Consider the following 25,961-nt stretch of genomic DNA (forward strand, 5'->3'; position numbering starts at 1 on the left):
AAAATTTATTTTTTGATTTGAAAATCAATCAGTCAGGGTTGTTATATCTAAAACCGGTTTAGGATAATTTTTCGATTTTATTGCGTTTTTACAATCCATCACCATTTTTTCGGTCATTTTATAATGATAAGCGCCATAACAATCTCCATCGAATTCGCCCACATAAAAGAATCCATATGCATCAAAGAAATCGGTTAAATCAACTTTACTAACTTCGCACGCTGTTTTTACGAAATTAAGTTGATACGCTGCCGGATTCTCATCAGCTTTTACATTTAGTTTATTAAATTCGTGAGCCTGTTTTCTGAATGCTTCATAAAGGTCAGGGTAAAAATCAGGATTTTTGCCTGCTTTTTCGAAGTACAGTTGAAGTTGCCAGAAAGGCACAAGAGGCTCAAAAGCGCCACCTACTTTTAAGTAGTTTTCTTTTGTTTCAATCACTTTTTTTCTTGCAGACTCATAATAATTACCTTCTAAAAGACGCGATTTAATTCCCAATGATTTAATTACATACATTGTGAAAACATTATTACTTACCTCACAAAGACCTCCCCAATTAAAATACGGTTGTAGTTGATGTACGTGACCGGTTTCATGGCTAAATCCCCATGCCGGATCACCAGCGATTACTTTTGCAGGATCAAGCACCATTCCTAACGCATAACCTGATTTGCCTCCCATATAAGCAATACCATCTTCGTCTCTAAACATGTAGTAATTGTAGTTTACACGAGCCAATATCCTGTTGTTTGGTACACGCTTGTATTTAATTAATCCCATAAGTCTGTGCTGACGATAGATCAAAGTGTCATAACAATTTAGTAATTCTACGCCTTTGTTGTAAGCATATTTTTTTAAATCTGCTTTAGGATAAATGGTTTGAATATACTTTCCTCGAGCATCTATCATAGGATAAATAGTGTTGTCCAGAAGTTTGTTCCATTCTTCATTTTTTTGTTTTCCCGAATCAAAAAAGCCGTTTATTTTACCATCAATAAAATGAATTTTAATGGCGTTTTCCTTTTTCGGATCTTCAGAATAATAATTGATATAAGCCAAACCATCAAAGTCTTTAACATCGATAATGTTTATACCATTTTTTAATGGATATGATTTTTTTTCAATTCCCCAATTAGGATCTTTATCAGGCTCAATTCCTGCAGGCGGTTGTCTGTTCCAATTTGGTATAACTAAATCGACCGTTTTATTTTTAGCAATATTGTCTACAAGAATTACATGTTTACCAAGCGGCAAGTAAATACCCGTAATGTTTTCATATTTACTATAACCATCACCAATAGACAACTTTTTTCCTAAGGTTGCTGGCGACAAATAAGCGTTGTAAGTCGCTAATCTATAATTGAAATCATATTCGCCTTTAAGCATTTGCGTGGCAGCGTCACGAATTTCTTTATTTTTAATCTGATCTAATTGTTGCTGCTTTATGTTCTTTTTTAGTTTAGTCGCTAAATTATCTTTAAAAAAAGCCAAATCTTCTTTTACAGAAATAGAGTCAATAGCACTTTGAGCATAACTATTACCAGAAAGGAAAAATAAAATGTAAAGTAAAACAAGGTGTTTCATTCGTGTAGATTTTTATTAATTATAGTTCGTAATTGATTAAATTTTCAGTTGATTCTTATAATTTTTCAATAATTCTAACTTCACCGTCTTTTTCATCTTCGCTTAAAATATTCGATGGTTTTTTGGTGTAAACCAATAAACTCCATTGAATTATTTTGTTTGTCGGATATAAATTTGCTTGGTTTTTTAGCCATTTTTCAGCTTCCTGAGAAGAAGATGTTTTTTCTATCGCCCAAGCCGAAACCAATTGATTTGCCGGCAAGAAATTCATCACCGTATTATCCACTTTTGGTTGGAAAGCCACAATTTTCTGTAAAGATTTTGAAGCCATTTCTTTGTTTCCAAGACTGTTGTAACATTGGTAATCCAGCCAGTTTTCTAGTCTTTCGTCAATATTTTCATCATACGGTTTTCCAACACCTAAATTTTCAGGGAATAATTTTGCATCGGCAATAAATTGTAAAGCTTTTTTGTATTGCTTATTTTTCATTTCAGCCAAAGCCTGCATCAATTTTGCTTCGTGATACAATTGTCTTCCTGCGGTTGCACCTTCAAAAGGAAGAATTTCTAATTTGGTTAAAAAGGAATCTGCTTCGCGGTATTTTTTGTTCAATAATAAAGTTTTAGCATACAGCATTCCAATTAAATAATTGTCCTGATGTTTTTTATAAAACGATTCGGCGGTTGCAAGCGCTTTGTCAAATTGTTTTTGAACGATGTAATGTTCCGTCAACATTTTATGATATCTCCAACCTTGCGGGTCGAGTTTGATTGCTTGCTGAAGACTTGCCAAAACGATTGCAGCGTCATCTTTAAACAAAGAAGCTTTTGCTCCATAAAAAGCCGGATCGATTGGTTTTATTCCACATTGCGTAAACAATTCTTTTGCCTGTGAAATAGAATTGCGATTCCACTCAATTAAACCTAAATGATATTTTAACTGATATTGATCGTTGGTCTGAATTAGTTTTTTCAGAATTTCAGCAGTTTCATTTCTGAAAGGGAAACTAGTTCCAGGTTTGATTTTACTTAAATCCACCGATTTATTTTCTAAAAAGGCTTTCCAATAAATAATTTCAGCACTTGGTTCTGCAATAGAAAACACTTTCAGAGCATCTTCTTTTCGACTTATATTATTGTACCAAATCCCTAATTCAAGAAAAGTCTGTTCCGGCATTTCGTTTTGAATTGAAGCAGTAAAAACATTTTTTGAATCATTTGAATTGCTCCAAAGATATTTTTCGAAATCAGCAAAATGATTCAGCGGATCAAGTTTTGTAATTGTTTTTAAAACAGAATTTGCTTTATCAGAATTATTTTGAAGACGATATAAAACCGCTAAAACCTGTAAACCTTCAATATTATATTGATTATATATTAAGCTTTTCTCTGCGTATTCGATCGCTTTTGGCAGATCGTTTTCGGCTAAATAAATTTTGCTTAAAGCAGTATAAGCTGGACTTCTAAATTCAACACTTGCAGCTGCAATATCGAAACCATCTTTTGCATCGGTAGTATTTCCTAAATGAAGGTTTGCCAATGCATAAAAATAATTAGCAGCAGGATCGTAAGTGTCTATTGCTAAAGCCTTACTTGCTAAATTGACTGCAGACTTAAAATCTAATTTTCTAATTTGCAAAGAAGCCAATGCAGAAAGGGCAGGAGCGTAGTTTGGATCTAATTTTAAACAAGCTGTTAATTTTTGTTCAGCAAGAACATAATCTTTAAAACCGATGTAATTTTTTCCTTGCTGATACAATCCATAAGTTGAATTATGATCAAAATCTTTTGGAATTTCTACAGGACGATTAATGTTTCCGTCTTCTGGAGCTGAATTCCAAACCAGTTTATTTCCGCCTAAAACAAATTTCAATTTATTAGAATCCACTTTTACCTGAATGGAATCTTTGAAAGTTTGCAATGTATTTAATGCAATATCTTTAGAATAAACTTTTTTATCGTTTTCAAAAACTTCAATTTTGTCATTTAATTTTTGAAGAGGAGAAAAATAGATTTTCAGCCAGCCGTTTTCGTTTTTGATATTTACAGAACCATAATTATTGGCTTTTACAAAACCTTTTGTGTGTTTTACAGGAAACCAATATTCAGTCCAGGTATCAGTTTGATAAGGCGCAAACGAACGCTGTTTGAAAGGTGTAAGATTACTGCCTTCACTAGCCTGATTAAACAATCTTCCACTTTGTACTTCTACATATTGTCCGTCAGTATCGGTTAATAGTTTTTCCCAAATCATTCCCTGCTGAGATAATCCCCAAATCCAGATTTTTTTGCCTGGTTTATCATCGTGATTGCCATATCTTCCCATTCCGAAATCTTCGTCATGGTAGTATCCTCCAAAGAAATCATCGTATTTTCCGAATACGTGATACGATTTGTAACCGCCAAAATTGTTGTTTTTGTAGAAAGATAAATCTTTGCCGTTTTCTTTATCAATTGGCCAAGAATTGTATTCTCCGTTATGACCAATATAAGTTTGTCCCGGATAAATAAACTGCAGATTTTCAGCTGCTTTTATTCCGGTATTCATCCATGTATAATAAGGCTGTTCGAATTCGGTTGTGTTTGACCAAAATGAATTCGTAGTAAAATAAGCTTTGTCTTTTGGCAGATTGATATCTAATTTCCAAGAAGTTCTCGTTAATAAATCCAAAACTCCAATCACGCAGCTAATACTTCCGTCTTCTCTGTTTATGATTTTGTAATCAACAGGAGTCGCGCAGTTTGGCGTATGTCCAATAATTCCATAATTGCCTTCAACACCGCCGCTTGTCCAAGGTCCGCGCATGGCAATGTCTCTGAATTTTACAACATGATTATTGTAAACAATGTCTTTTCCCGTAGATTTTTCTATAGCCGACCAAACTTTTCCGCCAATTTCCGGCAAGATCATTAATTTGATATAATCGTTTTCGATTTCGATCACTTTCCATTCTTTCTGAACGGGTTTATCAGTAAAACCGTCAAAACGGAAATACGGATAAAACTTTGTGTCAGGTTTCGGAATTGGGTCGGGATCTGAAAACGGATATGTAGTAAATACTTTTTTGTATTCTTTTACGGTCGGTTTGTTTTGTGCATTTATGAAAAGACTTCCAAAGAGCAAAAGGGATAATATTGGTCTAAATTTCATAAGAGAAGCTTTTTGTGTAGTTATGGTTATTTGCTTTTTGCCACAGATTAAATAGATTTCAATGATTTAATAGGCATTAATTGGTGTTAAAGTGCCGTTAGGCACTAAATATTGGTAGAAAATATATGTTTACAGTATATCAAGCGTGCCGTAGGTACGCAACAAAACGATAGTTATTGCGTACCTACGGCACGCTAAATCTATTTCAATTCGTGTTTTCTACCAATATTTAGTGCCCAACGGCACAAAATCTTGATTTAGATCATTACTTAACAATCAACAACCATCCTTTTCCTTTCGAAACTGGTATTTCGTCTTTTGCTGTGAACGTTTTTGCAGGCTGGAAATTGGTAACTTCAGGAGCAGTAATTGTTGCTTTTGCAGGATTGATTCCTAGTTTTTTCCAGTCAATATTCAATTTCACATTTACATCAGCATCAGCCCAGCTTGCAATTGAAATTAATGCTGTTCCGTTCTTTTTGTAAACTGTTGCAAGAACTTTCTCGTTGTTTGTTTTTACCGGACAGTTTTCGCTCCAGTATCCAATCATTTCAGAACCTTTGATTCCGAAAGAATCCCAAACTTTCCAGATGTTTCTTGGGTCTGCACCGTCGCTCCAAGGTAATCTGTTAGTCATTCCGTAAACCATTCCTCTCCAAGGATTTCCTCCATCCTGAAGCATTTCTCCCATTAATCCGAAAGGAATTCCGCTTACTTCAGTTAAGAAAAAGTCAGGTTGATTTTTCTCATAATCAAAGTATTCTCCAAACCATAATTTATTGATGTATGGAAAGTGCTCCATGTATAAGTTTGCACTATTGTTGAATCCGTCGCTTTTGTTGTACTGATTAGCACTGTGCAAATCGATAATTCCAGGATGTCCATCTTTAGTCAACACTCTTTTGATACGTTTCATTGTAATTCTGTCAAAAGCAACGTCATCCAGATAAATTCCGTCAATGCCAACATTTTGAGTTAACCAATTCATTCCTTCAACATAGTAATTATGCCAACGGTTCATGCCACTGTTTACAATAGCTGCATCTTTAATTTCAGGTACAAACCAAGCTGCGATATAATCATCTCCAACGTGTTCCTGTAACCAAGAGAATCCGCCTCCTTTTCCTGGAGAATAGATTTCGTGACCTAAACTTCTTAAAGCGAAAGTTTCATAAGCTTTGTTTGAAACCTCTCTAACTGTATTGTAGATTTTTACTTTTAGACCTTTTTCGTGCGCTTCATCGATATACGTTTTCATCTTTTTAAATTCAATAAAAGGATAATTGATATAAGGATTAATTGCATTTGCGTGGTGAATATTAATTACAGTTGCACCAGTTTTTGCAATAGAATCGATTGGGCTGTATTTGTGGTAAAACTTCGTATCCCATTGAAAATCGGTATTAATTGTATGGAATGGCGTAATTAATAAATTGAAATTATAGTATAAAACATCGCCTTTTTTCATTGTTCTTGCACCGCTGTATGCATTTACAAGAACCGATTTTTGATTTGTATTGACAGTAATTCCACCTTTATTTTCGTTACCCCAAGAAGTTGGAAGCAATAAAGGTTTTTGTAAATAGAAATTCGTGTTTAACGGACGGCTGTATTTTTCGTCTCTTAAAGAAAATTGCAATCCAGAATTTACAGCACCTATCCAGGCTCCGTCTTGATTTTTATGCGCAACATCCCATTTCCAGTCGAAAGTTGCAGGACGATCGCCACCTTTCTGACCTAATCCCATCATATATTTTGCAGATGTTGGCTGAATTGGCATTTGGAAATTAATGTCATTAAAAGATACATCTTCAAGAGCTGTAACTTTAACAATATAATGTACAAAACCATCAAATTCGATAGAAGCATTTACATCCATCTGAACTGATTTTGAAGTTGAAGTGTTTTCCCAAGAAACTGTTCCAGCTTCTTTTTTAGTGAATTTTACACCACTATTTTTCCATTGCGCTTCTTTTCCAGCGGCATCAACAAAATGAAAATCGATTGGCGCACTTAAAACATCATTCGCTTTTGTAGTTACAGAAGTCATTTCAGGAGTGAAAAAAGTCTGAATCTGAGCAGGGAATCCGTTTGCAGCCAAAATCAATTTTCTTCCTAATAATGAAATTTCAGAATTGTTTACTGTTAGTGGAGTATAAGGGGCAATAACTGTATTTTCCTGAGCTAATGTTGAATTTAACCATTTTAGACGCGTCATTTTTTCAGGACTGTCAATTCCTCCATTTTTCGTTACTTCGTTAGAAACCGTTATTTGAAGCGTGATTTCTTTTGATTTTCCGTCAGCAATTACAGTCGCTTTTCCTGAATAAGTTCCTGCAGCAGCCGTTTGTGGAACATCAATACCGCACCACATTGCCTGAATTTTTCCTTTTGAAACTGAAACTGTATTTGTAAAAGGAGTACCATCATATCTAGTTCCGTCAGTGTTGATACAGCTAATGTCTTTAGCTTCTATTGTTGCTCCAGCTGTACTTACTAAATTGGTAAAAGATACTTTTACATTTTTTAAATCTTCAAGAGCATAAACTCCTAATTGAAAAGCTAAATATTCGCCTTTCTTTGCAGTGTCAGAAAAACTATTTTGAACGCCTTTCTGAATCCATCTTTGTGGTAAATCAGATTTTAATTTGATAGAATGTTCTCTATCTTCAGGGAAAACCAAAAATGAATTTCCGCTGTTTTTTGCAACAAGAGCTGAAGTCTCAGAAGCCGTAGCAATCACTTCCATTGGATAGAAGCTATTGAATTCATTGACACTCTGAATTTCTGTTACAGAAGTATTGTCTTTTAAGTTTGCCTTTATATTAGACAGCCATTGAGCATTTGCCTTGTTTTCAGGTTTCTGATAAATTCCTTTTGGATAATTTGCAGTTCCTTCGTCAACATACGGCATGTAATAAACGTAGTAGGTTCCTTTTCCTGAAATAGGTTCAAAGTAAATTGTACCGTTTTCTCTATTGATGTTTTCTGTTTTTGTATTTTGAATTTCCTTACCAGATGCATCCTGAACGATGATTTTTTTTAGTTCGGGTTTATCATCCCTTCTGCGCCATTCAATTGTAGCTTTAGCAACATTTCCTGAACCAGAAAAGGCCAGTACAACACGATGATTTCCTAGTTGGTTGGGATTCCAGCTGTCATTGGCAGAAGAATATTTTATTTGTGCGGTTAACGGAATACTGATCGTCAAAAGACACAGAATTAGTATTCTGTTTAGAAGTTGTTTGTTTTTAAGATTTAGTTTCATTGTTTTAATGTTCAGGTTAAATAGTCTGAGATTTTTTTTGAATTTAGTAAACGGCTTTCCATCCTTGCTTTTTCCAATAGGCAATAATAGGTTTGTAAGGACCATATTTATGCTGTTCTTCTGAAAAATTATCTTGAAAAGGACTGTGTGAGTAATCAATTGGTTTGCCCATTTTATCCGGATAATCAAATGTTTTAGGGTTTGGTCTTGAATGGATTTTATCGTCGTTTACAAACGCAGCAATATCAAGTGCTTCTTTGTCTGTAAGGTAAGGTTTGCCGGGTTGTACTTTATCGTAAGGCATATTGTTTTTAAGCCATTGCGCTTGTTTGATAACGCGATGCATACTCGAACCTGGCTGGTAACCATATTCACCCCAAAGAGGAGGATAAGTGTAACCAGATTTATCGGCGTTGTATACACCTTCGCCATTATTTCCGTGACAACGTGCACAATTTTCAATGAACAAGGCTTTTCCTCTTTCTGGACTTGCAGCAACGTCTGGAAATTCAATTTCTAAATTTTTTGCGCCTTTAAAATTACCATCTTTTGGAACAAATTTGCTAATCCATTTAAAGTAAGATAAAAACGCCACCATTTCTTTACTATCCAACGGAAGCGGTTTTCCAGAATGTGGACGCATTATACAGTTATTAACTCTTTCTGCTAAAGTAAGCACCTTATTTTCGCGCCCTCGGTATTGCGGATAATTATCATGTGATGACAATAAGTTGAAAGCATGAGGCTTAGTTCCCGCATCCTGATGACAATTGGTGCAGTTCATTTTATTGCCCAGATACTTTCCGTTTATTCCATTTGGGCCAATATAATAAGCTGTTTTCAGCATTAGTTCTCTTCCGTAGCGAACCGATTCTCCAAATTGATCGTCTGGAATTTTAGAAGTATCAATTGTGATGTAACCTTCATCGTCAGCTTTATCGGTTTTTGCTGTTAAAGTTTGTGAGTTTGATTTCGTGCAGGAATTGAAAACAATTACTGGCAAAGCTGAAAAAAGTCCGATAAGAATTATTTTTTTCATGGTTACTATTTTTAATCTTATTTCTTTTTCTGCAAGGTTTTGCAAACCTTGTAGGTATTCGTTTTGTATTTAAATCTACAAGGTTTGCAAAACCTTGCAGGAAATCTTTCTAATTTTGAAGAAAAGGTTTTAGTTTTTCTTCTTCAATAAACTGTGTACGATAAGGCGGAATTTCAGATTCTAAAGCCCAAAGTAATACGCCTTTTTTATTTGTTAAAACCGTTATGTGTCTTTTAGAACAGCAAACTAATATGGCATCCTTATCAACCATGTAAGCACTTCCCATTCTGTCATTATAAATATCTGTTGGTAATTTTATATGAAAATCGAGATTTACTGTGTTGCCTTTTTCGTCCACTTTAAGAGCAAAAACAGAGGATTGTTTTATATCTACACCATTATCAAAAAATAATAAACTTCCTTCCTGATCAATATGTGCGGCATGCGCCTGAGAGAAATTAGTGTTTGGAGACATTTTCATTGTTCCGTCTTTTCCTAATTTCCAGATTACTTTTCCGGTTTTAGAGTCAATTTTCCAAATTTGTCCGTTGTTATAAAAAGAGAGTAAAAAATTTCCGTCTTTATCATAATTCAAACTATTGGCGTGTGTCCAGTCTTTTTTGGTTTTCAAAAGATTCTTGTCTTTCATAGGATCCAATTCATCAAAAACACTCCATTTCCATAGTTGTTTTCCTTTTTTGTCAAGAATTACAATTCCATCTCCGTTGATGGTATCTCTCTTTTTTCCTCCAATGGAAGTCAGATCCATTATTTTTTGATCAACAGTAATAGTCACAATTTCATTAGCTGATTTCTTTAAAATTTCATGATGAATAGCTTGTTTCAAATCGCCCTGACCTTTTTTGATATGAGTTAAAGTGTCGCCTTGAAGATTGATTTCAAGAATTTCGCTTCCGTAACTTGTAGGTTCATCATTTGTGCCCAAAATCGAAAGTATCGTTTGTTCTTTTGTAAAATGAACTACTTTAAAACCTGTGTCTTCAAGGGTATGATACCATCTTATATTTCCTTTGTAATCTACAATATAGGCAGTTCCGGGAGTTTCTCTTTTAGCCAAAAGCATAAACCCTTTTTTGAAATTCGCCGGTAATAATTCTGGTTTTGGACAATTGGCTTTAAATTGTTTTTGTAGCCATTCCGGTAGTTTTCGGGATTTGAAAGTATAAACTTTACTGGATTTTTTATCACCGTCTTTACTAGTAACTACCTGAAAACTATAATTTGTTTCAGGAGAAATATTGCAAAGAACCAAAGAATGTTTAAGACCGGATTTTGAAACAGGAGAAGCTAGTTTGCTTTGTATTCCTTTTTTATCAGACCAATATTCTACAAATACTTCTGCGTTGTCATGCGTAGTAACATCGATTTGAATTTTCAATTCGTTGTTGCTATGAGTGCCAATATTGATATTTACGATATCATTGCTCTGATTTTTGGAACAACTTGCAAAAACAAGCAGAACCCAAATGAAACTCCAGTGTATTAATTTTTTTATCATCTTAAAAGCTTCTTATATGAAACAGAAAAGTTTTTTTATAAAAAAATCAAGAATAGACAGACATTAAACTGTCTATTCTTGATTAAACTTGTTTTTATTGTCTATCGGCGTTACTTAACTGTGGGTTAAGATCCACCTGACTTTGTGGATAAGTGTAATACTTATTTTGTGGCATTTTTATAGGTGCAGGATCACCAACTCTAATATGATAAGCATTTACAAGTACATCGTATTTGTTCATTCTTATTAAATCGGCACGGCGTTTTCCTTCGTAGAAAAATTCCCAGCCTCTTTCTTGAAGAATTGCATCTCTTAAACTAGTTTGAGTATGTTCAGCTAATACCAACAACTTTGCATGTGATCTTCCTTTTACCTGATTGATAAGATTAATCGCCTCAATTGTTGGTCCGTTAATTTCGTTCAAGGCTTCAGCTCTGCACAATAAGACATCTGCATAACGCAGGATGTTTACACTGTGACCATCATAATAAGTTGTAGTTTCATCATCGGCATATTTTCTTGTTGCGACATCTTGCATATAAAATTCGCCTTCCGGTGGTTCAGCTCCCATTGATGGTGCTTGCTTGTATACTAAACCGTCGATTCCTGTATATTCAGGGAAAAAGCATTGTTTTCTTTCATCCTCATCACCAAATTTATTGTAGAAATCCCAGTTTACAGTGTAATATTGCCATCTGTTTTGAACTACTGGATGGTTTACTGGTCCAAAGTGATTTAGTAACTCAGTTCCGTTTGTATTTGCATCACTAAGAGACGAGAAGATGTTTTCACTACACCATTTGTTACTTTCTTTAAATAATCCTAAATACGAAGGATAAAGGCTGTACTCATTAAGGTTTATGATTGTTTGAGTAAGTGTCGCTGCTTTTTGCCACTCATGACTACGCATATAAAGTTTCATTAGTAATGTAAGTGCAGCGCCTTTTGTAGCACGACCAACATCATTACTATCATATATTGCGTTAGATTTGTAATTAACTGGTAGTACATCTGCTGCTTCTGTTAGTTCTTTAATCAGAAAAGCATCGATTTCTTCAACTGATGATGGTGGAGTTTGATCTAAATAACCTGGATTTCCTAAATTAGCTTCTGTAATTAAAATAACAGGTCCCCAAGAATCAGTTAAATCCATGTAAGCAGAAGCTCTTAAAAATTTGGCTTCAGCAATAAATTGTGCTTTTTCAGCACCGGAAATACCGCCCATTGGTGTAATATTAAAAATTGCATTGTTAGCATTTGCAATTAATTTATACATAGCATTCCAGTCTTCACGTAACAATCCATTAGTTGAATTCCATGTTCCCAAAGATAATTGTCCAGGATCACCTCCAAATTGGCAGTGACCTAAATCTGTTGCAATATCTGTTAATGCAAAGTGTCTTGTGGCCCAGTAAGAAAAGTTATCGCCAACAGAAGGCCCTTTTAGACGACCATAAATTGAATTGACTGCGGCGATAGCATCTGACTTTGTTTGATACCCATTGGTATTCGTCAAATTACTATACACCGTAGGTTCAAGATCCTGATTGCACGAGTATTGCGCTCCTGCAGCAAGTATAAGTAATAATAGTGTATATTTTTTCATTTTAATAAATTTAATGTTACCAAAAAAGCTGTTAGACTAGTGAATTGCTACTTTAATACCTAAGATAAAGGTTCTTGAAGCCGGGAATGAATTAAAATCGATTCCTCCACCTAAATTATTTGTCGAATGTCCGTTTACCTCTGGATCATTTCCAGAATAATTAGTAAAAGTTGCTAAATTTTGACCAATAGCATATAATCTGATACTATCTATAAATTTAGCTTGTCTTATAGCGCTTTCCGGAAGAGTATATCCAATAGAGATATTTTTCAAACGTACATATGATGCTTCTTCAACAAATTTTGAATTTACATAGCTTCCATATTTGCTTTTGTAATATCCATCTCTTGGAATATCAGTGTTTTCGTTAGTTCCGGCAACCCAGCGATTTAAAGCATCTGTGCTTGTTGATGACTCACCAACCATTCTTGTCATGTTGTAAACAGAATAATCAAAAGCACCTTGGAAAAAGATATTCATATCAAAATTTCCAAATCTAAAATCATTGTTAAGCCCAGCGATAAAATGTGGTATAGAATTCCCTAAATAGGTTCTATCTGCAGCTGTAATGGCACCATCTCCGTTTAAATCTTCATATTTTGGATCTCCCGGTTTAGAATCAGGTTGAGCAGCATAAGTTTCTCCTGTTTTAATTACACCTGCATATTTATAACCATATAAGACACCCATTTCTTTTCCTGGCTCTAATCTTGTGAATTCTTGCCCAGATACTGTACCGCTTGGATTTGAAGTATTTGTACTAATGATTTTAACATTATCTGCTAGAGAAACAATTTCTTGTTTGTTGTAAGCTAGATTTAAAGAGCTAGTCCAATTGAATTTATCATTTTTGAAATTGACAGTACTAATCCCTAATTCAATCCCCTTATTATCAATAACTCCAGAGTTAACTCTTTGTGTGCCAAATCCCCACCATCCTCCAACAGGAACATTAAGTAATGCATCAGTAGTTCTTTTTTTGTAAGCATCAATAGTAATACTTAATTTGTCGTTAAAGAAGCCCATATCTAAACCTAAATTGGTTTGTGCAGTTTCTTCCCATTTTAAATTAGGGTTTGCTAAATTGGCTGGTTCAGTACCGGCAACAAAATCATCTGGAGCAATAATTACACCCCATGATGTCAATCTACTCATATATGAATAATCACCAATTCCATCACTTCCGGTAATACCATAACTCGCTCTTAACTTAAGTTCAGAAAAAGTATTAAGGTTTTGAATGAATGGCTCATTAGACATTTTCCATGCAACAGCACCAGAAGGGAAAATTCCGAATTTATTGTTTGGTCCAAAACGAGAAGAACCATCTTTTCTTATTGTAAAAGTTGCAAGATATTTATCATTAAATGAATAGTTTAACCTTCCGAAATAAGAAGTCAGTTTCGTTTCTGTTTTTTCTGTTTCCGGTTTCAAATAAACCGCAGCTCCCTGTAGATTGTAGTAAGTAAGTAAATCACTAGAAAAACCAGTACCTGCCGCTCTTACTCTTTCATAAGTATCCTTTTGATTAGAAGTTCCAATCATGGCTGTTACAGCGTGTTGTTCGATAGCAAATTTATAGGTCAAATATTGCTCTGTACTCCATCTGAAATATGTTTTATTTTCCTCAGATCCAGAACCTTTTAACGCAGCTCCTGCTACTAAAGTACTTGGAGTATATTTTCCTTCAATGTTTTCTTGCCATTCAGCACCTGCACCAAAATGATAAGTTAGATTTTTGATAATTTCATAATCTAAAAACATATTTCCGTTAACCATTCTATTGATAACGTGATTTGTTGGTTCTAAAAGTAAAGCCAAGGCATTATCTTTTCCTTGATATTTATAATAAGAACCGTCAGCATTATAAATAGGGATTGTTGGAGGAGCAGTCTGGATAGAAAACATTGGAGATAAAATGTTGTCTCCAAAATCACTATTGTTTCCTTCGCTTACAGCACCGTAAACGTTAGTTCCCATGTTTAATTTTGAATTAAATCTTTTTTCGCCACCCATTCTAACAGTATATCTCTCGAAATCAGTGTTTACAATAGCTCCGGTTTGTTTCAGGTAATTTCCTGAAAGGAAAAATTTAGAACTTTGATCGCTTCCGCTAAAAGTAAGCGTTCTATTTAATACTTCTCCGGGACGCGTTGCAGCATCAAACCAATTTGTATTGGCTATTGGAAAACTAGCTGGAAAAATTGGTGGTATTTTATTTTCAAGTGCTATTGCATTTTGAATATCAGCATATTGTTGTCCATTAAGTAATGAAGGTTCTTTGATAATATTTTGGAAACCGTCTGAAATTTCGGCCTCAACCATCATTTTTCCTGATTTTCCTTTTTTAGTAGTGATAAGAATAACTCCATTTCCTCCACGTGCACCGTAAATTGCTGTTGATGCAGCATCTTTCAGAATTTGGATGTTTTCAATATCATTTGGGCTAATAGATGCTCCAGTACTAGTAATAAATCCATCAACTACATATAACGGCGCGTTAGACGTATTAATAGAGTTTCCTCCTCTAATGATAACTGATGGAGAAGTTCCAGGAGCATAACTATTTTGCTGAACCTGAACTCCCGAAGCACGACCTTGCAAGGCTTGACCTACATTGGCAACCGTTCCGCCTAAGTTTAAGTTGTCCTTTCCAATAGAAGCTACAGAACCGGTAAGATCTTTTTTCTTTGATTTCCCGTATCCAATAACTACTTCGTCCAGCTTTTGTCCTGCTTCTTTCATGACAACTTTAATAGGTGAATTGCCTACTGTAACTTCCTGATCTTCCATACCAATGTAAGTAAAGATTAGTTTAGTTACATTGTCTGGTACAGTAATAGCAAAGCTTCCGTCAACGTCGGTCTGGACACCTTTGTTTGACCCTTTTACAACAACGTTTACGCCAGGAAGTGGTAATCCGTTTTGATCTGTAACGGTTCCTTTTATTGTTTTTTCAAAAAACAGCGAAGCATTGTCTTTCTCTGACGCTTTTATTGATGAAGCCGCCGGAGCCTGAAATGTAAAAACTAATAAGGATAACAATGTTAGTTTGAATTCTTTTCCGGATAAATTGTTAATCCGAAAATCTCTTGGCTTTTTTTGGGTTAATAATTTCATACTTAAAATTGGTTTTGGTTAATGTTTAATTGTTTTTTGCTCTTTGTAAGTTTTGGATTTCTTTTTTGTTTTTTACAAATTCATTTTTTTTAAAATGGCCTGTAACTGAATTTGCTTTTTTGAAATTTTACTCTCCATATTTTTTAATCTTTTGGTACGTCTTTTAGCCTATTTTCATCTGTTTTTGAGGTATTATAACCAATCAGATTTTTACTTAATTAACGTAGTTTTAAGATTATTGTCCGACGAAACTATTGATTATATTTTTATAAAACAAGAAAAAGCACAAAAAATGTGCTCGAACACACGAAATTTATGTTCTCGAGCACATAAAATTGTACGAATCGTTTTTTTTGACTTAAAATGATGGGATTTTTATAAATTATTCTAGTAATGAAATTGTCTATGTAATTAAGGTATTTTTATATAGAATTGTCATTTAGATGGAATATAAATAAAGTAATGGTAAATTCTTATGAATTTCGCAATCACAAAATCTAAATATTGTAAAATACGCAAGGCTTTTCTTATGCTTTTTTAAGACTGTGACTGTCTTATTTTATTATTTTATCAGTGTTTTTTTCTTAAAAAATAATCTATATTCGTCTTTGTAAAAAATACCTTAAATTCGGAAGAGATTTGAGGTCATTTTGCACTTTGAAAGAAAATAAATTTTAACATATTTTAAGATTAATATTGTGAAGGAATATCAAGTAGCTTTAATAGAAAAAAATCAGCTGACAAATGCTGGAATTTTGAATTCAGATTTATGGGAAAATGCAAATTGCCTTACTGATTTTTCTTCGCCCTGGAAAACGGAGTCATTTTCTAAAATAGAATTTCGTGCGTTATGGGATCTTGAGTTTTTGTATTTTAATTTTAGAGTTTTTGATACCGATATTTATATTGATCGAAAAGATGACTCGGTAGAAAGTATTGGGAACTCTGATCGTGTAGAATTGTTTTTTAGAGCAGATAATACTTTGAATCCGTATTATTGTCTTGAAATGGATACTGCAGCCCGAATCATGGATTTTAAAGCGCTGCCGAATAAGAATTTCGATTTTAACTGGAACTGGCCTAAAAAAGGATTAGAATTGAAACCGTCAAAAGATGATGTTTCATTTACTGTTGAAGGAAAAATTAGTATTCAATCCTTAAACGAATTGAATTTAATACATAATAATATAATAGAAACAGGTGTTTACCGAGCGAAGTTCTCAGAAATAGAAAATCAAGAATACGAACCTACTTGGATTTCATGGGTAGATCCGCTTACAGAGACGCCTAATTTTCATATTGCTTCTTCTTTTGGAAAATTTAAATTAATGGTTTAAATTTTATGAAACATAAAAAGAAGCATTCTCTACATTGATAATATCAATAGGAAGCAATATTGTGTCCGGAATTTCTTTACGGAACAAAAAGTGGTCTACTAAAGTACTTACTCCAAGATAAGCCTGTCTTTTTTGATTTTGATGAATAAGGAAATGTACTAATCCCGTATTAAGAAACTGGACATTTTTTTCTATTAAGTCATATCCAATCAAAGCCACTTTTTTGTTTTGTAAAGAAGATAAAAGGGTGGCAATTTGATAGGCTTTTGATGTTGTAATGAAAATTCCTTTCAGATCCGGATTCTCTTCCAGAAAAACAGAAAATTTCGATTCTATATTTGAATGCTTAAGTTTTAATGTAGTTATAGAAAAATCAGAAAGATTTTTTTCGTCAAAATAATTTCTGAAACCTTTTTCTTTCTCTTGCATGTGAACTGCATTTTTTAGGCTTTCGTCAATATGGATGATTGCAATTTGGCCTTTTGGCAGAATTAGATTCATTAAACTTGCAGCCACTCGGCCACTTTTGTATAAATCCTGTCCCACAAAACTTTTAATAGAAGAAGATTCAACCTGATTGTTAAATGTGTTTACCATAATTCCCAATTCATCATATTGTTTTATGATTTCAAGAGTTTCTTTATGGAACAAAGGTGCCAGTAAAACAGCATCAGGAGATTTCTCTATAATTTCTTCGTTGGTTTTCAAAAAGGATTTTTTGCTTTCCGGATTAAAGTAATGTGTTTCAATAATAACACTGTAGGCTTTAAATTCGGTTATGGCATCCTGAATTCCGTTGACGCATGGAAGCCAGTACGGATCGATTTCGGGATTTGGTAATAAAACACAAATACGATATACTTTTGTGTTTTTTAAATTTCGGGCAATTAAGTTGGGTTCATAATCGATAACATTCAGAACCTCATTGATTTTCTCAAGTGCCGTAGGAGAAACCTTTCCTCTGTTATGCAAAACGCGATCGACAGTTCCTTTAGAAACTCCGGCCATTTTTGCAATATCCTTTATTGTATATTTTTTATCCATATAAGCAAATATAGAAACTTTGATTTAATTATAAGAAAAAAAAACACCGAAATATAATTGTGTGCTCGAGAACATTATTTTGGTGTGTTCGAGCACATTTTTTGGTTTTTTCTTGTTTTATCAAAATATAATATATAGTTTCGTGGAATCAAAACCCAAAAAGTAAAACAAATTTATAATCAATTTATATTGTAGTTTATTGAATTACAATGTTTTAATGCAAATTTTTAAGTGAAAGAAATTACTTCATTAGCCCCCGGTCGTACATGTCTCTTTGGAGACCATCAGGACTATTTAGGACTGCCTGTTATAGCCTGTGCTATAAATCGAAATATAAAACTAACTGCTAAGCAAAATAACACACACAATTTCGTTATTAATATGATTGATATTGACGAAGTTCGTATTATTGATATCAATGCTACTTTTGAAGAATTGGAACCGCGTGATTATTTTGCGTCTTCCTTACGTGTATTACGCAGATATGGCTGTATCCCAACTGTTGGATATGATATTACTATTACAGGCGATATTCCGATCAATTCAGGAACGTCGAGTTCTTCTGCATTATTAATGGCCTGGATTCGATTTTTGATTGATGCCTTTGGTGTAAATCATGAAGTGACGCCAGAACTTCTTTCAAAATTAGGATACGAATCGGAAGTTTTAGAGCACGGGGAACCAGGCGGAATGATGGATCATTTTAGTATAGGTGTCGGGAATATTGTTCATATTAATACAAAAATGCCTTTTTCTTTTAATGTAATAGGAACTCAGTTAAAAGGTTTAATTACTGGAGTTTCTGGTGTGCCTAAAGAAACTATTGGATTAATAGGTGAGTTGAAAGGAAATGCTTTAATGGCAATTGATCTTGTAAAACTAAATTATCCTGCTTTTGATTTGAATACATCAGAAATTCAGGATTTGGATAAATACCGAAATTGCCTTCCGGATCGTTTGATTCCATATTTTGAAGCGGCAATTAAAAATTATCATTATACAAAAGAAGCCTTAAAAGAGTTTGAAAAACCAGTTTTAGATCTTAAAAAAATTGGAAGTCTTATGAATGGGCATCATGAAGTATTACGTGATTTACTAAAAATCACAGTTCCAAGAATCGATGCAATGATAAATGCTGCTTTAAGAGCTGGAGCTTACGGCGCAAAAATCGTAGGTTCAGGCGGTGGCGGAAGCATTGTGGTTATTGCAGATCCTGCAAAAGAAAATGAGGTAATAGAGGCTATCTTAGCCGCTGGAGCACAAGAAGCGTATGCTGTTACGGTTGATCCTGGGGTGAGAATTATTGAAAATACAGAAATTTAAAAAATTAATATGCACAACAATTTAGTTATTCTGGCAGGAGGAGCATCTTCCCGAATGAAAAAAGAAGCAATTTTGGACAATTTATCGCCAGAAGAAATTGCACAGGCGAACGAAAGAAGTAAGGGTTTAATTGGCGTTGGCGCAAGCGGAAGACCTCTTTTGGATTATCTTTTGTGGAATGCGAAAAAAGCAGGCTATGAAAATATCTATATTATTATAGGAGAACAAGGTGAATTGTTTAAGGAGTTTTACGGAAGTGAAATGGAAAATAATGATTTTCATGGTCTAAATATTTCATTTGCTGTTCAATATATTCCGGAAGGAAGAGTTAAGCCATTTGGTACGGCAGACGCATTGTTTCAGGCTGTTGAGCAATATCCGGAACTGAACTCACAGTTCTATTCAGTTTGTAATAGTGATAATTTATATTCGGCTGAAGCTTTACGTGCGCTGAGAGAAACCGAAAGCCCTAACGCATTTATCAGTTATGATCGTGATGCAATGGAATTTCCTTCTGAAAGAATTTCGCGCTTTGCTATTGCAAAATTAGATGCAAATAATCAGCTTTTGGATATTCTGGAAAAACCTTCAGAGGATGTTTTAGAACAGTATAAAGATTCAGAAGGAAAAATCAGAGTGAGTATGAATGCTTTTAAATTTAATGGTAAAACATTATACACGCATCTTAAAAATTGTCCGGTTCATCCTGAGCGTGATGAAAAAGAATTGCCTACTGTACTTTTGAATTCGGTGAAAGAAAACCCGAATACTACTGTCGGAATTCCATTTTCTGAGCACGTTCCAGACTTAACTGCTAAGGAAGATATTGCCGAAGTAAAAACATATTTGGCAAAATATTACCCTGATTTAAACTGGAATAGCAAAAATTAACAAAACTTTCATATCTAAATTAGAAATTAAGGAAATTTAATGTACTACTTTTGTTTTGCAAAAAAAATGCAGATATTTGCATAAATTACGCAATCAATAATAAAAGTGTTGATTCTAATTTAGATTTGGAGGAAAAATAAATCTATAAACCAATCAACCCAAAAATTATGACAACCATTCAAAGTACATTAGAAGTAGAGAAAAAGAGCGCCATCGTCCCGATGGTGATTTTAACTTTATTGTTTTTTATCCTAGGATTTGTAACCTGGCTGAACGGGCCATTAATTCCGTTTTTTGAATTAGCTTGCGAATTAACTTCTTCTCAGGCGTATTTTGTGACTTTTGCATTTTACATTGCTTATTTCGTTATGGCGATTCCTTCGTCTTATATTATTGAAAAAGTGGGCTATAAAAACGGAATCTCGCTTGGATTACTAATAATCGCAGCTGGAGCTTTTATGTTTTATCCTGCAGCTTCAAGCCGAACTTTTCTTTTGTTTTTAATAGCATTATTTATAATGGGAACTGGTTTAGCGGTTCTGCAAACTGCTGCAAATCCTTATGTTGTAGTAATTGGACCGAGAGAAAGCGCAGCGGCAAGAATCAGTGTTTTAGGAATTGCAAATAAATTGGCCGGATTTGTGGCGCCAATTGTACTTACAGTTTTGGTTTTGTCTAATATGCAAGACTTTACAGCAGATAAAATTGCTTTGATGGATGAAGTGTCAAAAACAAATGCCTTAAATTCACTTGCATTGCAATTACAAAGACCGTATCTTTATATGGGATTGATTATTACGGTTTTAGCTCTGTTAGTGAAATTTTCTCCTTTACCGGAAATTGATTTGGATGAGGACGGAAATGTAACGCATTTAAATATTTTCAAGCAAATTAAAAACGCATTTAAATATCCGCAATTAGTTTTAGGGGTAATTACTTTAATGTTGTATTTATCAGCCGAAGTTTTAGCCGGAGATTCAATTGGTGCTTTTGGAAAACAATTAGGAGTTTATGGAAGTGAAGGAAACTTTTACTTAAAACTAACTTCGTTTACTATGTCAACAATGGTAATTGGATATATTCTTGGAATTGTATTGATTCCTAAATATGTGTCGCAGGTTTTAGCTTTAAAAGTTTCAGGAATTCTTGGTTTAATATTGGTTGTGGCAATTGTAGTGGTTTCGCCAAAAATAATGATTGCATTGCCTGGAACTCCAAATATTCCTTTAGTGATTCTTTTAGTAGCACTTTTAGGGTTGGCAAATGCTTTGTGTTGGCCGGCGATCTGGCCAATGGCTTTGCAGGATTTAGGAGGATATACAAAGATTGGAAGTGCAATTTTGATTATGGGAATTATTGGTGGTGCAGTCTTCCCGTTGTTTTACGGAATGATCACTGAAAGTATAAATGCTGCAAATGTTGCAAAAAATATGCAAGACGTTTCAAGAAGTGGTAATCAGCTTGCGTATTTAATGTTGTTGCCATCATATGCCATGATTTTGTTTTATGCTGCAAAAGGGCATAAGTACAGAAAATGGTAATTAAAAAGATAAAAACAAAAAAATAATATATCATGTTAAGAAGTAAAATCGACAAAGCAACAGGTTTCGAAAAACGATTCGAAAACATCAATACGGTTGTTTTTGAAAACTCAACTGAAGCTTCAAAAGAAGTAGCGCAGGAAATTGCAGCTTTAATAAAAGAAAAACAAAATGAAGGAAAACCATGTATTCTAGGCTTAGCTACAGGTTCTTCTCCAAAAGGTTTGTATGCTGAATTAGTGCGTCTTCACAAAGAGGAAGGATTGAGTTTTAAAAACGTAATTAGTTTTAACTTGGATGAATATTATCCAATGGAACCAAATTCAATCAACAGTTATGTTCGTTTTATGAAAGAACTTTTGTTTGATCATGTCGATATTTTACCAGAAAACGCTCATGTTCCTGACGGACTTTTGACAAAAGAACAAATTGCAGATTATTGCCACGAATACGAAGCTAAAATCGAAGCTTTAGGCGGAATCGATTTGCAAATTCTTGGAATTGGAGGTAACGGACACATCGGTTTTAACGAATCTGGTTCACTTCAAAACTCTAAAACTCGTTTGGTGGCATTAGATCATATTACGAGAGTTGCTGCAAGTAAAGATTTCTTTGGTTTGAATAATACGCCAAGAACTGCAATTACGCTTGGAGTTAAAAAAATCATGGAAGCTAAACGTGTAATTTTATTAGCTTGGGGTGAAGGAAAAGCGAATATTGTAAAAAGATCTGTTGAGGATGAAGTTACAAATAGAGTTCCTGCTTCATTTTTGCAAGAGCATAACAATGCAGTTTTTATTTTAGATAAAGAAGCTTCTTCAAAATTAACGAGAATCAACAAACCTTGGTTGGTTGAAAAAATCGTTTGGACAGATAAATTAACTCGTAAAGCGGTTTTAGGATTAGCATTAGACCTTAAAAAACCAATTTTAATGCTTACTGATGCGGATTATATCGAAAACGGAATGAGCGATTTATTAGCAGATTCTGGTCCGGCATATGATATTAATATTAAGATATTCAATAAATTACAAAATACAATTACTGGGTGGCCAGGTGGAAAACCAAATTCAGACGATACTAATCGTCCGGAAAGAGCTGAACCTGCTAAAAAACGTGTATTGATTTTTAGTCCGCATCCTGATGATGATATTATTAGTATGGGAGGAACTTTCATGCGTCTGCAAGAGCAAGGACATGAAGTACACGTAGCCTACCAAACTTCTGGAAATATTGCTGTTGCTGATGATGAGGCGCTTCGTTTTGCAAGATTCGTGATTGATTATAACGAGAAATTCGGAATCAAAAGTGAGCAGGCAGATGATATTTACAAAAAAGCTGAAGCATTCTTGCAGAACAAAAAGAACAGCGAAATAGATATTCCTGAAGTTCGTTACATTAAAGGTTTAATTAGAAAAGGTGAGGCGAGAGCAACAAGTTATTTTGTTGGTTTGCCAGACGAGCAAATTCACTTTATGGAATTGCCTTTCTATGAAACTGGAACAATCGAGAAAAAACCAATTGGAGCAGAAGATATTCAGTTGACAGTTGATTTAATTGAAAAAATTAAACCACACCAAATTTATGCTGCTGGAGATTTAGCAGATCCACACGGAACACACAAAGTTTGTTTGGACGCGATTTTTGAAGCTGTAAAAGTTTTAAAACCAAAAGAATTCATGAACGACTGTTGGTTATGGTTGTACCGTGGAGCTTGGCAGGAATGGGGAATTGACGAAGTAGAAATGGCAGTTCCAATGAGCCCTGATCAGGTTTTGGCAAAACGTCACGGAATCTTCAAACACCAATCTCAGAAAGATGGTGTTGTTTTTCAGGGAACTGACGCAAGAGAGTTCTGGCAAAGGGCTGAAGACAGAAACAGAGAAACAGCTGAATTGTATCACCAATTAGGTTTGGCAACATACGCAGCTATGGAAGCTTTCGTGAGATGGCATTATTAAAAAGTCTCAGTTTGCAGTGCTAGTTACAAGACTGTGACTGAAATCTGTGACTGAAAACTTTTTGACATAATATTTTTGAAGCAGGAGGAGAGGATTTTTATATTCTTTTTTCTTGCTTCTTTTTTTTGTTTAATTTCTAAGTTGTTGAGATGCGAAGGTTCTAAGTTTTTTAATTTATATAATCCTTTTAATCTGTGGCAAAAAGAAAAAATAAATGATAGTTTTGTATGCAATTGAGGCAGAAAGGTAGCATAAAGTCTTTCCTCTTGCTTCTTTCTTCTACAAGAAAACTATGGATCAAGACAAAAAACTTCTTATAAAATTAGCACACACCAAAATGCCTTTCGGGAAATACGAAGGTCGTTTTTTAATCGATTTACCGGAATATTATGTGGTCTGGTATCATAACAAAGGTTTTCCAAAAGGAGAATTAGGTCAGCAATTGCAGCTTATTTATGAACTAAAATTAAATGGTTTAGAAGAATTGATTCGCAATATTAAGAAGCAATACCCGAAACCTGTTAAATAGTAAGAAAAATCTTTTGTTAATTAAAATATTTTTTTTAAGTTTGAAATACAAAAATATTATAATTTCCAAAAACAAAATGATACCACAGAATTCAAGCTTGAATTCATAAATGTGTACAAGTCAGTGTTTTTAAATTATAATATTTTTTTTTGCACTTTTATAGCGACACTATTTATTTTACTTCGAAAAATACCTCTTGAAAGCTTGTTTAAAAATATTCTGACTAAGAATTAAAGACATTCCTCAAAAAAAAATCCTAATTAAAACTTAAAATTATCGATTACAAAATCAAGTAAACGATATGTTTAAAAATTTGCAAAATTATCTCATTATCTAATAGATAAATTATCTAATAAAATTTGTACTTTTGCCAAGTTTTTTACACAACTACAATACAAACAACTACAGAATGAATCAAACAAAATATATTTTTGTTACAGGAGGTGTGACCTCTTCATTAGGAAAAGGGATTATCGCGGCATCTTTGGCAAAATTGTTACAAGGAAGAGGATACCGTACAACTATTCAAAAATTTGATCCGTATATCAACGTCGATCCGGGAACATTAAATCCGTATGAACATGGAGAATGTTACGTAACAGATGATGGTGCTGAAACAGATTTGGATTTAGGTCACTACGAACGTTTCTTGAACGTTCCAACTTCTCAGGCTAATAACGTAACTACAGGAAGAGTTTATCTTTCGGTTATTGAAAAAGAAAGAAGAGGAGAATTTTTAGGAAAAACGGTTCAGGTTGTTCCTCATATCACAAACGAAATCAAAGACAGAATGCAATTGCTGGGTAAATCTGGCGATTATGATATTGTAATTACTGAAATTGGAGGAACTGTTGGTGATATCGAATCGTTACCTTATATAGAATCTGTTCGTCAGTTGGTTTGGGAATTAGGTGAAAATAACGGAATCGTTATTCATTTAACTTTAGTTCCTTATTTGGCTGCTGCGGGTGAGTTAAAAACAAAACCAACACAGCACTCTGTTAAGACTTTAATGGAAAGTGGTATAAAAGCAGATATTTTGGTTTGTAGAACAGAGCATGAATTGTCTCAGGAATTACGCCAGAAATTAGCTTTATTCTGTAATGTTAAAAAAGAAGCTGTTATTCAGTCAATTGATGCTTCTACTATATATGAAGTTCCAAATTTAATGCTTGAAGAAGGATTAGATGTTGTGGCTTTAAAGAAATTAGATTTGCCTAAAAAAGCATCTCCGGATCTTAAAAACTGGAATACTTTCTTAAAAAGATTAAAAAATCCAAAGCAAACTGTAAATATTGGTTTAGTTGGTAAATATGTAGAAATGCAAGATTGTTACAAATCTATTTTAGAGGCGTTTATTCATGCAGGTGCTGCAAATGAAACTAAAGTAAATGTAATTTCAATTCACTCAGAGCATATTAATGCAGACAATGTTGAAGAAAAATTAGGATCTCTTGACGGGGTTTTAGTTGCTCCTGGATTTGGTGAAAGAGGTATTGAAGGAAAAATTGAAGCAGTTCGTTACGTTCGTGAAAACAATATTCCTTTCTTCGGAATTTGTTTGGGAATGCAAATGTCTGTTATCGAATATTCTAGAAATATTTTAGGTTACGCTGAAGCGAATTCTACTGAGATGAACGATAAAACGCCTCATCCGGTTGTGAATTTAATGGAAGAGCAAAAAACAATCACTGACAAAGGTGGAACGATGCGTCTTGGTGCATGGAAATGTGATATTAAACCAAACACTTTGGCACACAGAATTTATGGTGAAAAAACAATTTCAGAGCGCCACCGTCACCGTTATGAATACAATAATAAATATGCAGATGAATTGCAGAAAGCTGGTTTAAAAGCTTCTGGAGTAAACCCTGATACTGGATTGGTTGAAATCGTTGAGCTTGAAAACCACCCATTCTTTATTGGTGTACAATATCATCCTGAATATAAAAGTACAGTAGCAAACCCACATCCGATTTTTGTAAACTTTGTGGCTGCTGCAGTGAATGCGCATAAAAAATAATAATTAATTCTAAGAAGTTGTAACA

General features: G+C 34.0%; 15 protein-coding genes. 7 read left to right on the top strand and 8 right to left on the bottom strand.

The window, feature by feature from the left end; all coding sequences use genetic code 11:
- Positions 1-24 precede the first annotated feature (24 nt).
- The 7 genes from BD847_RS01490 to BD847_RS01520 all read right to left on the bottom strand — a co-directional run bounded on the left by BD847_RS01490 (position 25) and on the right by BD847_RS01520 (position 15,287).
- Positions 25-1,584, bottom strand: a complete 1,560-nt coding sequence (locus tag BD847_RS01490; RefSeq protein ID WP_115886498.1) for a M60 family metallopeptidase — start codon at positions 1,582-1,584, stop codon at positions 25-27.
- 55 nt (positions 1,585-1,639) lie between these two features.
- Entirely contained in the window at positions 1,640-4,735 is a 3,096-nt protein-coding gene (locus tag BD847_RS01495) for a DUF5107 domain-containing protein (protein ID WP_115886499.1), read from the bottom strand.
- Between the two features lie 265 nt (positions 4,736-5,000).
- Positions 5,001-8,003 carry a glycoside hydrolase domain-containing protein gene (locus tag BD847_RS01500; protein ID WP_115887314.1) on the bottom strand — a complete coding sequence of 1,001 codons (3,003 nt, stop codon included), beginning with the start codon at positions 8,001-8,003 and terminating at the stop codon, positions 5,001-5,003.
- Between the two features lie 43 nt (positions 8,004-8,046).
- Positions 8,047-9,042, bottom strand: a complete 996-nt coding sequence (locus tag BD847_RS01505; protein ID WP_115887315.1) for a c-type cytochrome — start codon at positions 9,040-9,042, stop codon at positions 8,047-8,049.
- A gap of 109 nt (positions 9,043-9,151) precedes the next feature.
- Entirely contained in the window at positions 9,152-10,561 is a 1,410-nt protein-coding gene (locus BD847_RS01510; protein WP_115886500.1) for an aryl-sulfate sulfotransferase, read from the bottom strand.
- A gap of 94 nt (positions 10,562-10,655) precedes the next feature.
- A complete protein-coding gene (locus BD847_RS01515; protein WP_115886501.1) occupies positions 10,656-12,167 on the bottom strand; it encodes a RagB/SusD family nutrient uptake outer membrane protein in 1,512 nt (503 codons plus the stop codon).
- Positions 12,168-12,203: 36 nt separating this feature from the next.
- On the bottom strand, positions 12,204-15,287 hold the full coding sequence (locus BD847_RS01520; protein WP_115886502.1) for a SusC/RagA family TonB-linked outer membrane protein: 3,084 nt from the start codon (positions 15,285-15,287) through the stop codon (positions 12,204-12,206).
- A 698-nt stretch (positions 15,288-15,985) separates the two neighbouring features.
- On the opposite strand from BD847_RS01520, the gene BD847_RS01525 reads away from it, so the two are divergent.
- The gene (locus BD847_RS01525; RefSeq protein ID WP_115886503.1) at positions 15,986-16,624 is read left to right on the top strand and encodes a sugar-binding protein; all 639 of its coding nucleotides are present in this window, start codon (positions 15,986-15,988) and stop codon (positions 16,622-16,624) included.
- A gap of 3 nt (positions 16,625-16,627) precedes the next feature.
- Here BD847_RS01525 and BD847_RS01530 read toward each other — a convergent pair whose 3' ends face one another.
- Positions 16,628-17,668 (bottom strand): LacI family DNA-binding transcriptional regulator, encoded by a 1,041-nt coding sequence (locus tag BD847_RS01530; RefSeq protein ID WP_115886504.1) that lies wholly within the window; start codon positions 17,666-17,668, stop codon positions 16,628-16,630.
- Between the two features lie 231 nt (positions 17,669-17,899).
- On the opposite strand from BD847_RS01530, the gene BD847_RS01535 reads away from it, so the two are divergent.
- The 6 genes from BD847_RS01535 (at position 17,900) to BD847_RS01560 (ending at position 25,936) form a co-directional block, all read left to right on the top strand.
- Positions 17,900-18,991 carry a mevalonate kinase family protein gene (locus BD847_RS01535; protein WP_115886505.1) on the top strand — a complete coding sequence of 364 codons (1,092 nt, stop codon included), beginning with the start codon at positions 17,900-17,902 and terminating at the stop codon, positions 18,989-18,991.
- Positions 18,992-19,000: 9 nt separating this feature from the next.
- Positions 19,001-19,882, top strand: coding sequence for a sugar phosphate nucleotidyltransferase (locus BD847_RS01540; RefSeq protein ID WP_115886506.1), 882 nt, complete (start codon positions 19,001-19,003; stop codon positions 19,880-19,882).
- Positions 19,883-20,049: 167 nt separating this feature from the next.
- Positions 20,050-21,423: a sugar MFS transporter gene (locus BD847_RS01545; protein ID WP_115886507.1), complete on the top strand. Its 1,374-nt coding sequence runs from the start codon at positions 20,050-20,052 to the stop codon at positions 21,421-21,423.
- Positions 21,424-21,455: 32 nt separating this feature from the next.
- Complete coding sequence (gene nagB, locus BD847_RS01550; RefSeq protein WP_115886508.1) at positions 21,456-23,384, top strand: glucosamine-6-phosphate deaminase; 1,929 nt, start codon at positions 21,456-21,458, stop codon at positions 23,382-23,384.
- A 292-nt stretch (positions 23,385-23,676) separates the two neighbouring features.
- On the top strand, positions 23,677-23,913 hold the full coding sequence (locus BD847_RS01555) for a DUF3820 family protein (protein ID WP_115886509.1): 237 nt from the start codon (positions 23,677-23,679) through the stop codon (positions 23,911-23,913).
- A gap of 409 nt (positions 23,914-24,322) precedes the next feature.
- Positions 24,323-25,936 carry a CTP synthase gene (locus tag BD847_RS01560; RefSeq protein WP_115886510.1) on the top strand — a complete coding sequence of 538 codons (1,614 nt, stop codon included), beginning with the start codon at positions 24,323-24,325 and terminating at the stop codon, positions 25,934-25,936.
- Positions 25,937-25,961 lie beyond the last annotated feature (25 nt).

Source organism: Flavobacterium cutihirudinis (genome assembly GCF_003385895.1).
Taxonomy (GTDB): domain Bacteria; phylum Bacteroidota; class Bacteroidia; order Flavobacteriales; family Flavobacteriaceae; genus Flavobacterium; species Flavobacterium cutihirudinis.

Bases quoted from the DNA above. Each gene is read 5' to 3' on its own strand.
- BD847_RS01490 (WP_115886498.1), bottom strand. From the start codon at position 1,584: ATGAAACACCTTGTTTTACTTTACATTTTATTTTTCCTTTCTGGTAAT.
- BD847_RS01495 (WP_115886499.1), bottom strand. From the start codon at position 4,735: ATGAAATTTAGACCAATATTATCCCTTTTGCTCTTTGGAAGTCTTTTC.
- BD847_RS01500 (WP_115887314.1), bottom strand. From the start codon at position 8,003: ATGAAACTAAATCTTAAAAACAAACAACTTCTAAACAGAATACTAATT.
- BD847_RS01505 (WP_115887315.1), bottom strand. From the start codon at position 9,042: ATGAAAAAAATAATTCTTATCGGACTTTTTTCAGCTTTGCCAGTAATT.
- BD847_RS01510 (WP_115886500.1), bottom strand. From the start codon at position 10,561: ATGATAAAAAAATTAATACACTGGAGTTTCATTTGGGTTCTGCTTGTT.
- BD847_RS01515 (WP_115886501.1), bottom strand. From the start codon at position 12,167: ATGAAAAAATATACACTATTATTACTTATACTTGCTGCAGGAGCGCAA.
- BD847_RS01520 (WP_115886502.1), bottom strand. From the start codon at position 15,287: ATGAAATTATTAACCCAAAAAAAGCCAAGAGATTTTCGGATTAACAAT.
- BD847_RS01530 (WP_115886504.1), bottom strand. From the start codon at position 17,668: ATGGATAAAAAATATACAATAAAGGATATTGCAAAAATGGCCGGAGTT.
- BD847_RS01540 (WP_115886506.1), top strand. From the start codon at position 19,001: ATGCACAACAATTTAGTTATTCTGGCAGGAGGAGCATCTTCCCGAATG.
- BD847_RS01545 (WP_115886507.1), top strand. From the start codon at position 20,050: ATGACAACCATTCAAAGTACATTAGAAGTAGAGAAAAAGAGCGCCATC.
- nagB (WP_115886508.1), top strand. From the start codon at position 21,456: ATGTTAAGAAGTAAAATCGACAAAGCAACAGGTTTCGAAAAACGATTC.
- BD847_RS01555 (WP_115886509.1), top strand. From the start codon at position 23,677: ATGGATCAAGACAAAAAACTTCTTATAAAATTAGCACACACCAAAATG.
- BD847_RS01560 (WP_115886510.1), top strand. From the start codon at position 24,323: ATGAATCAAACAAAATATATTTTTGTTACAGGAGGTGTGACCTCTTCA.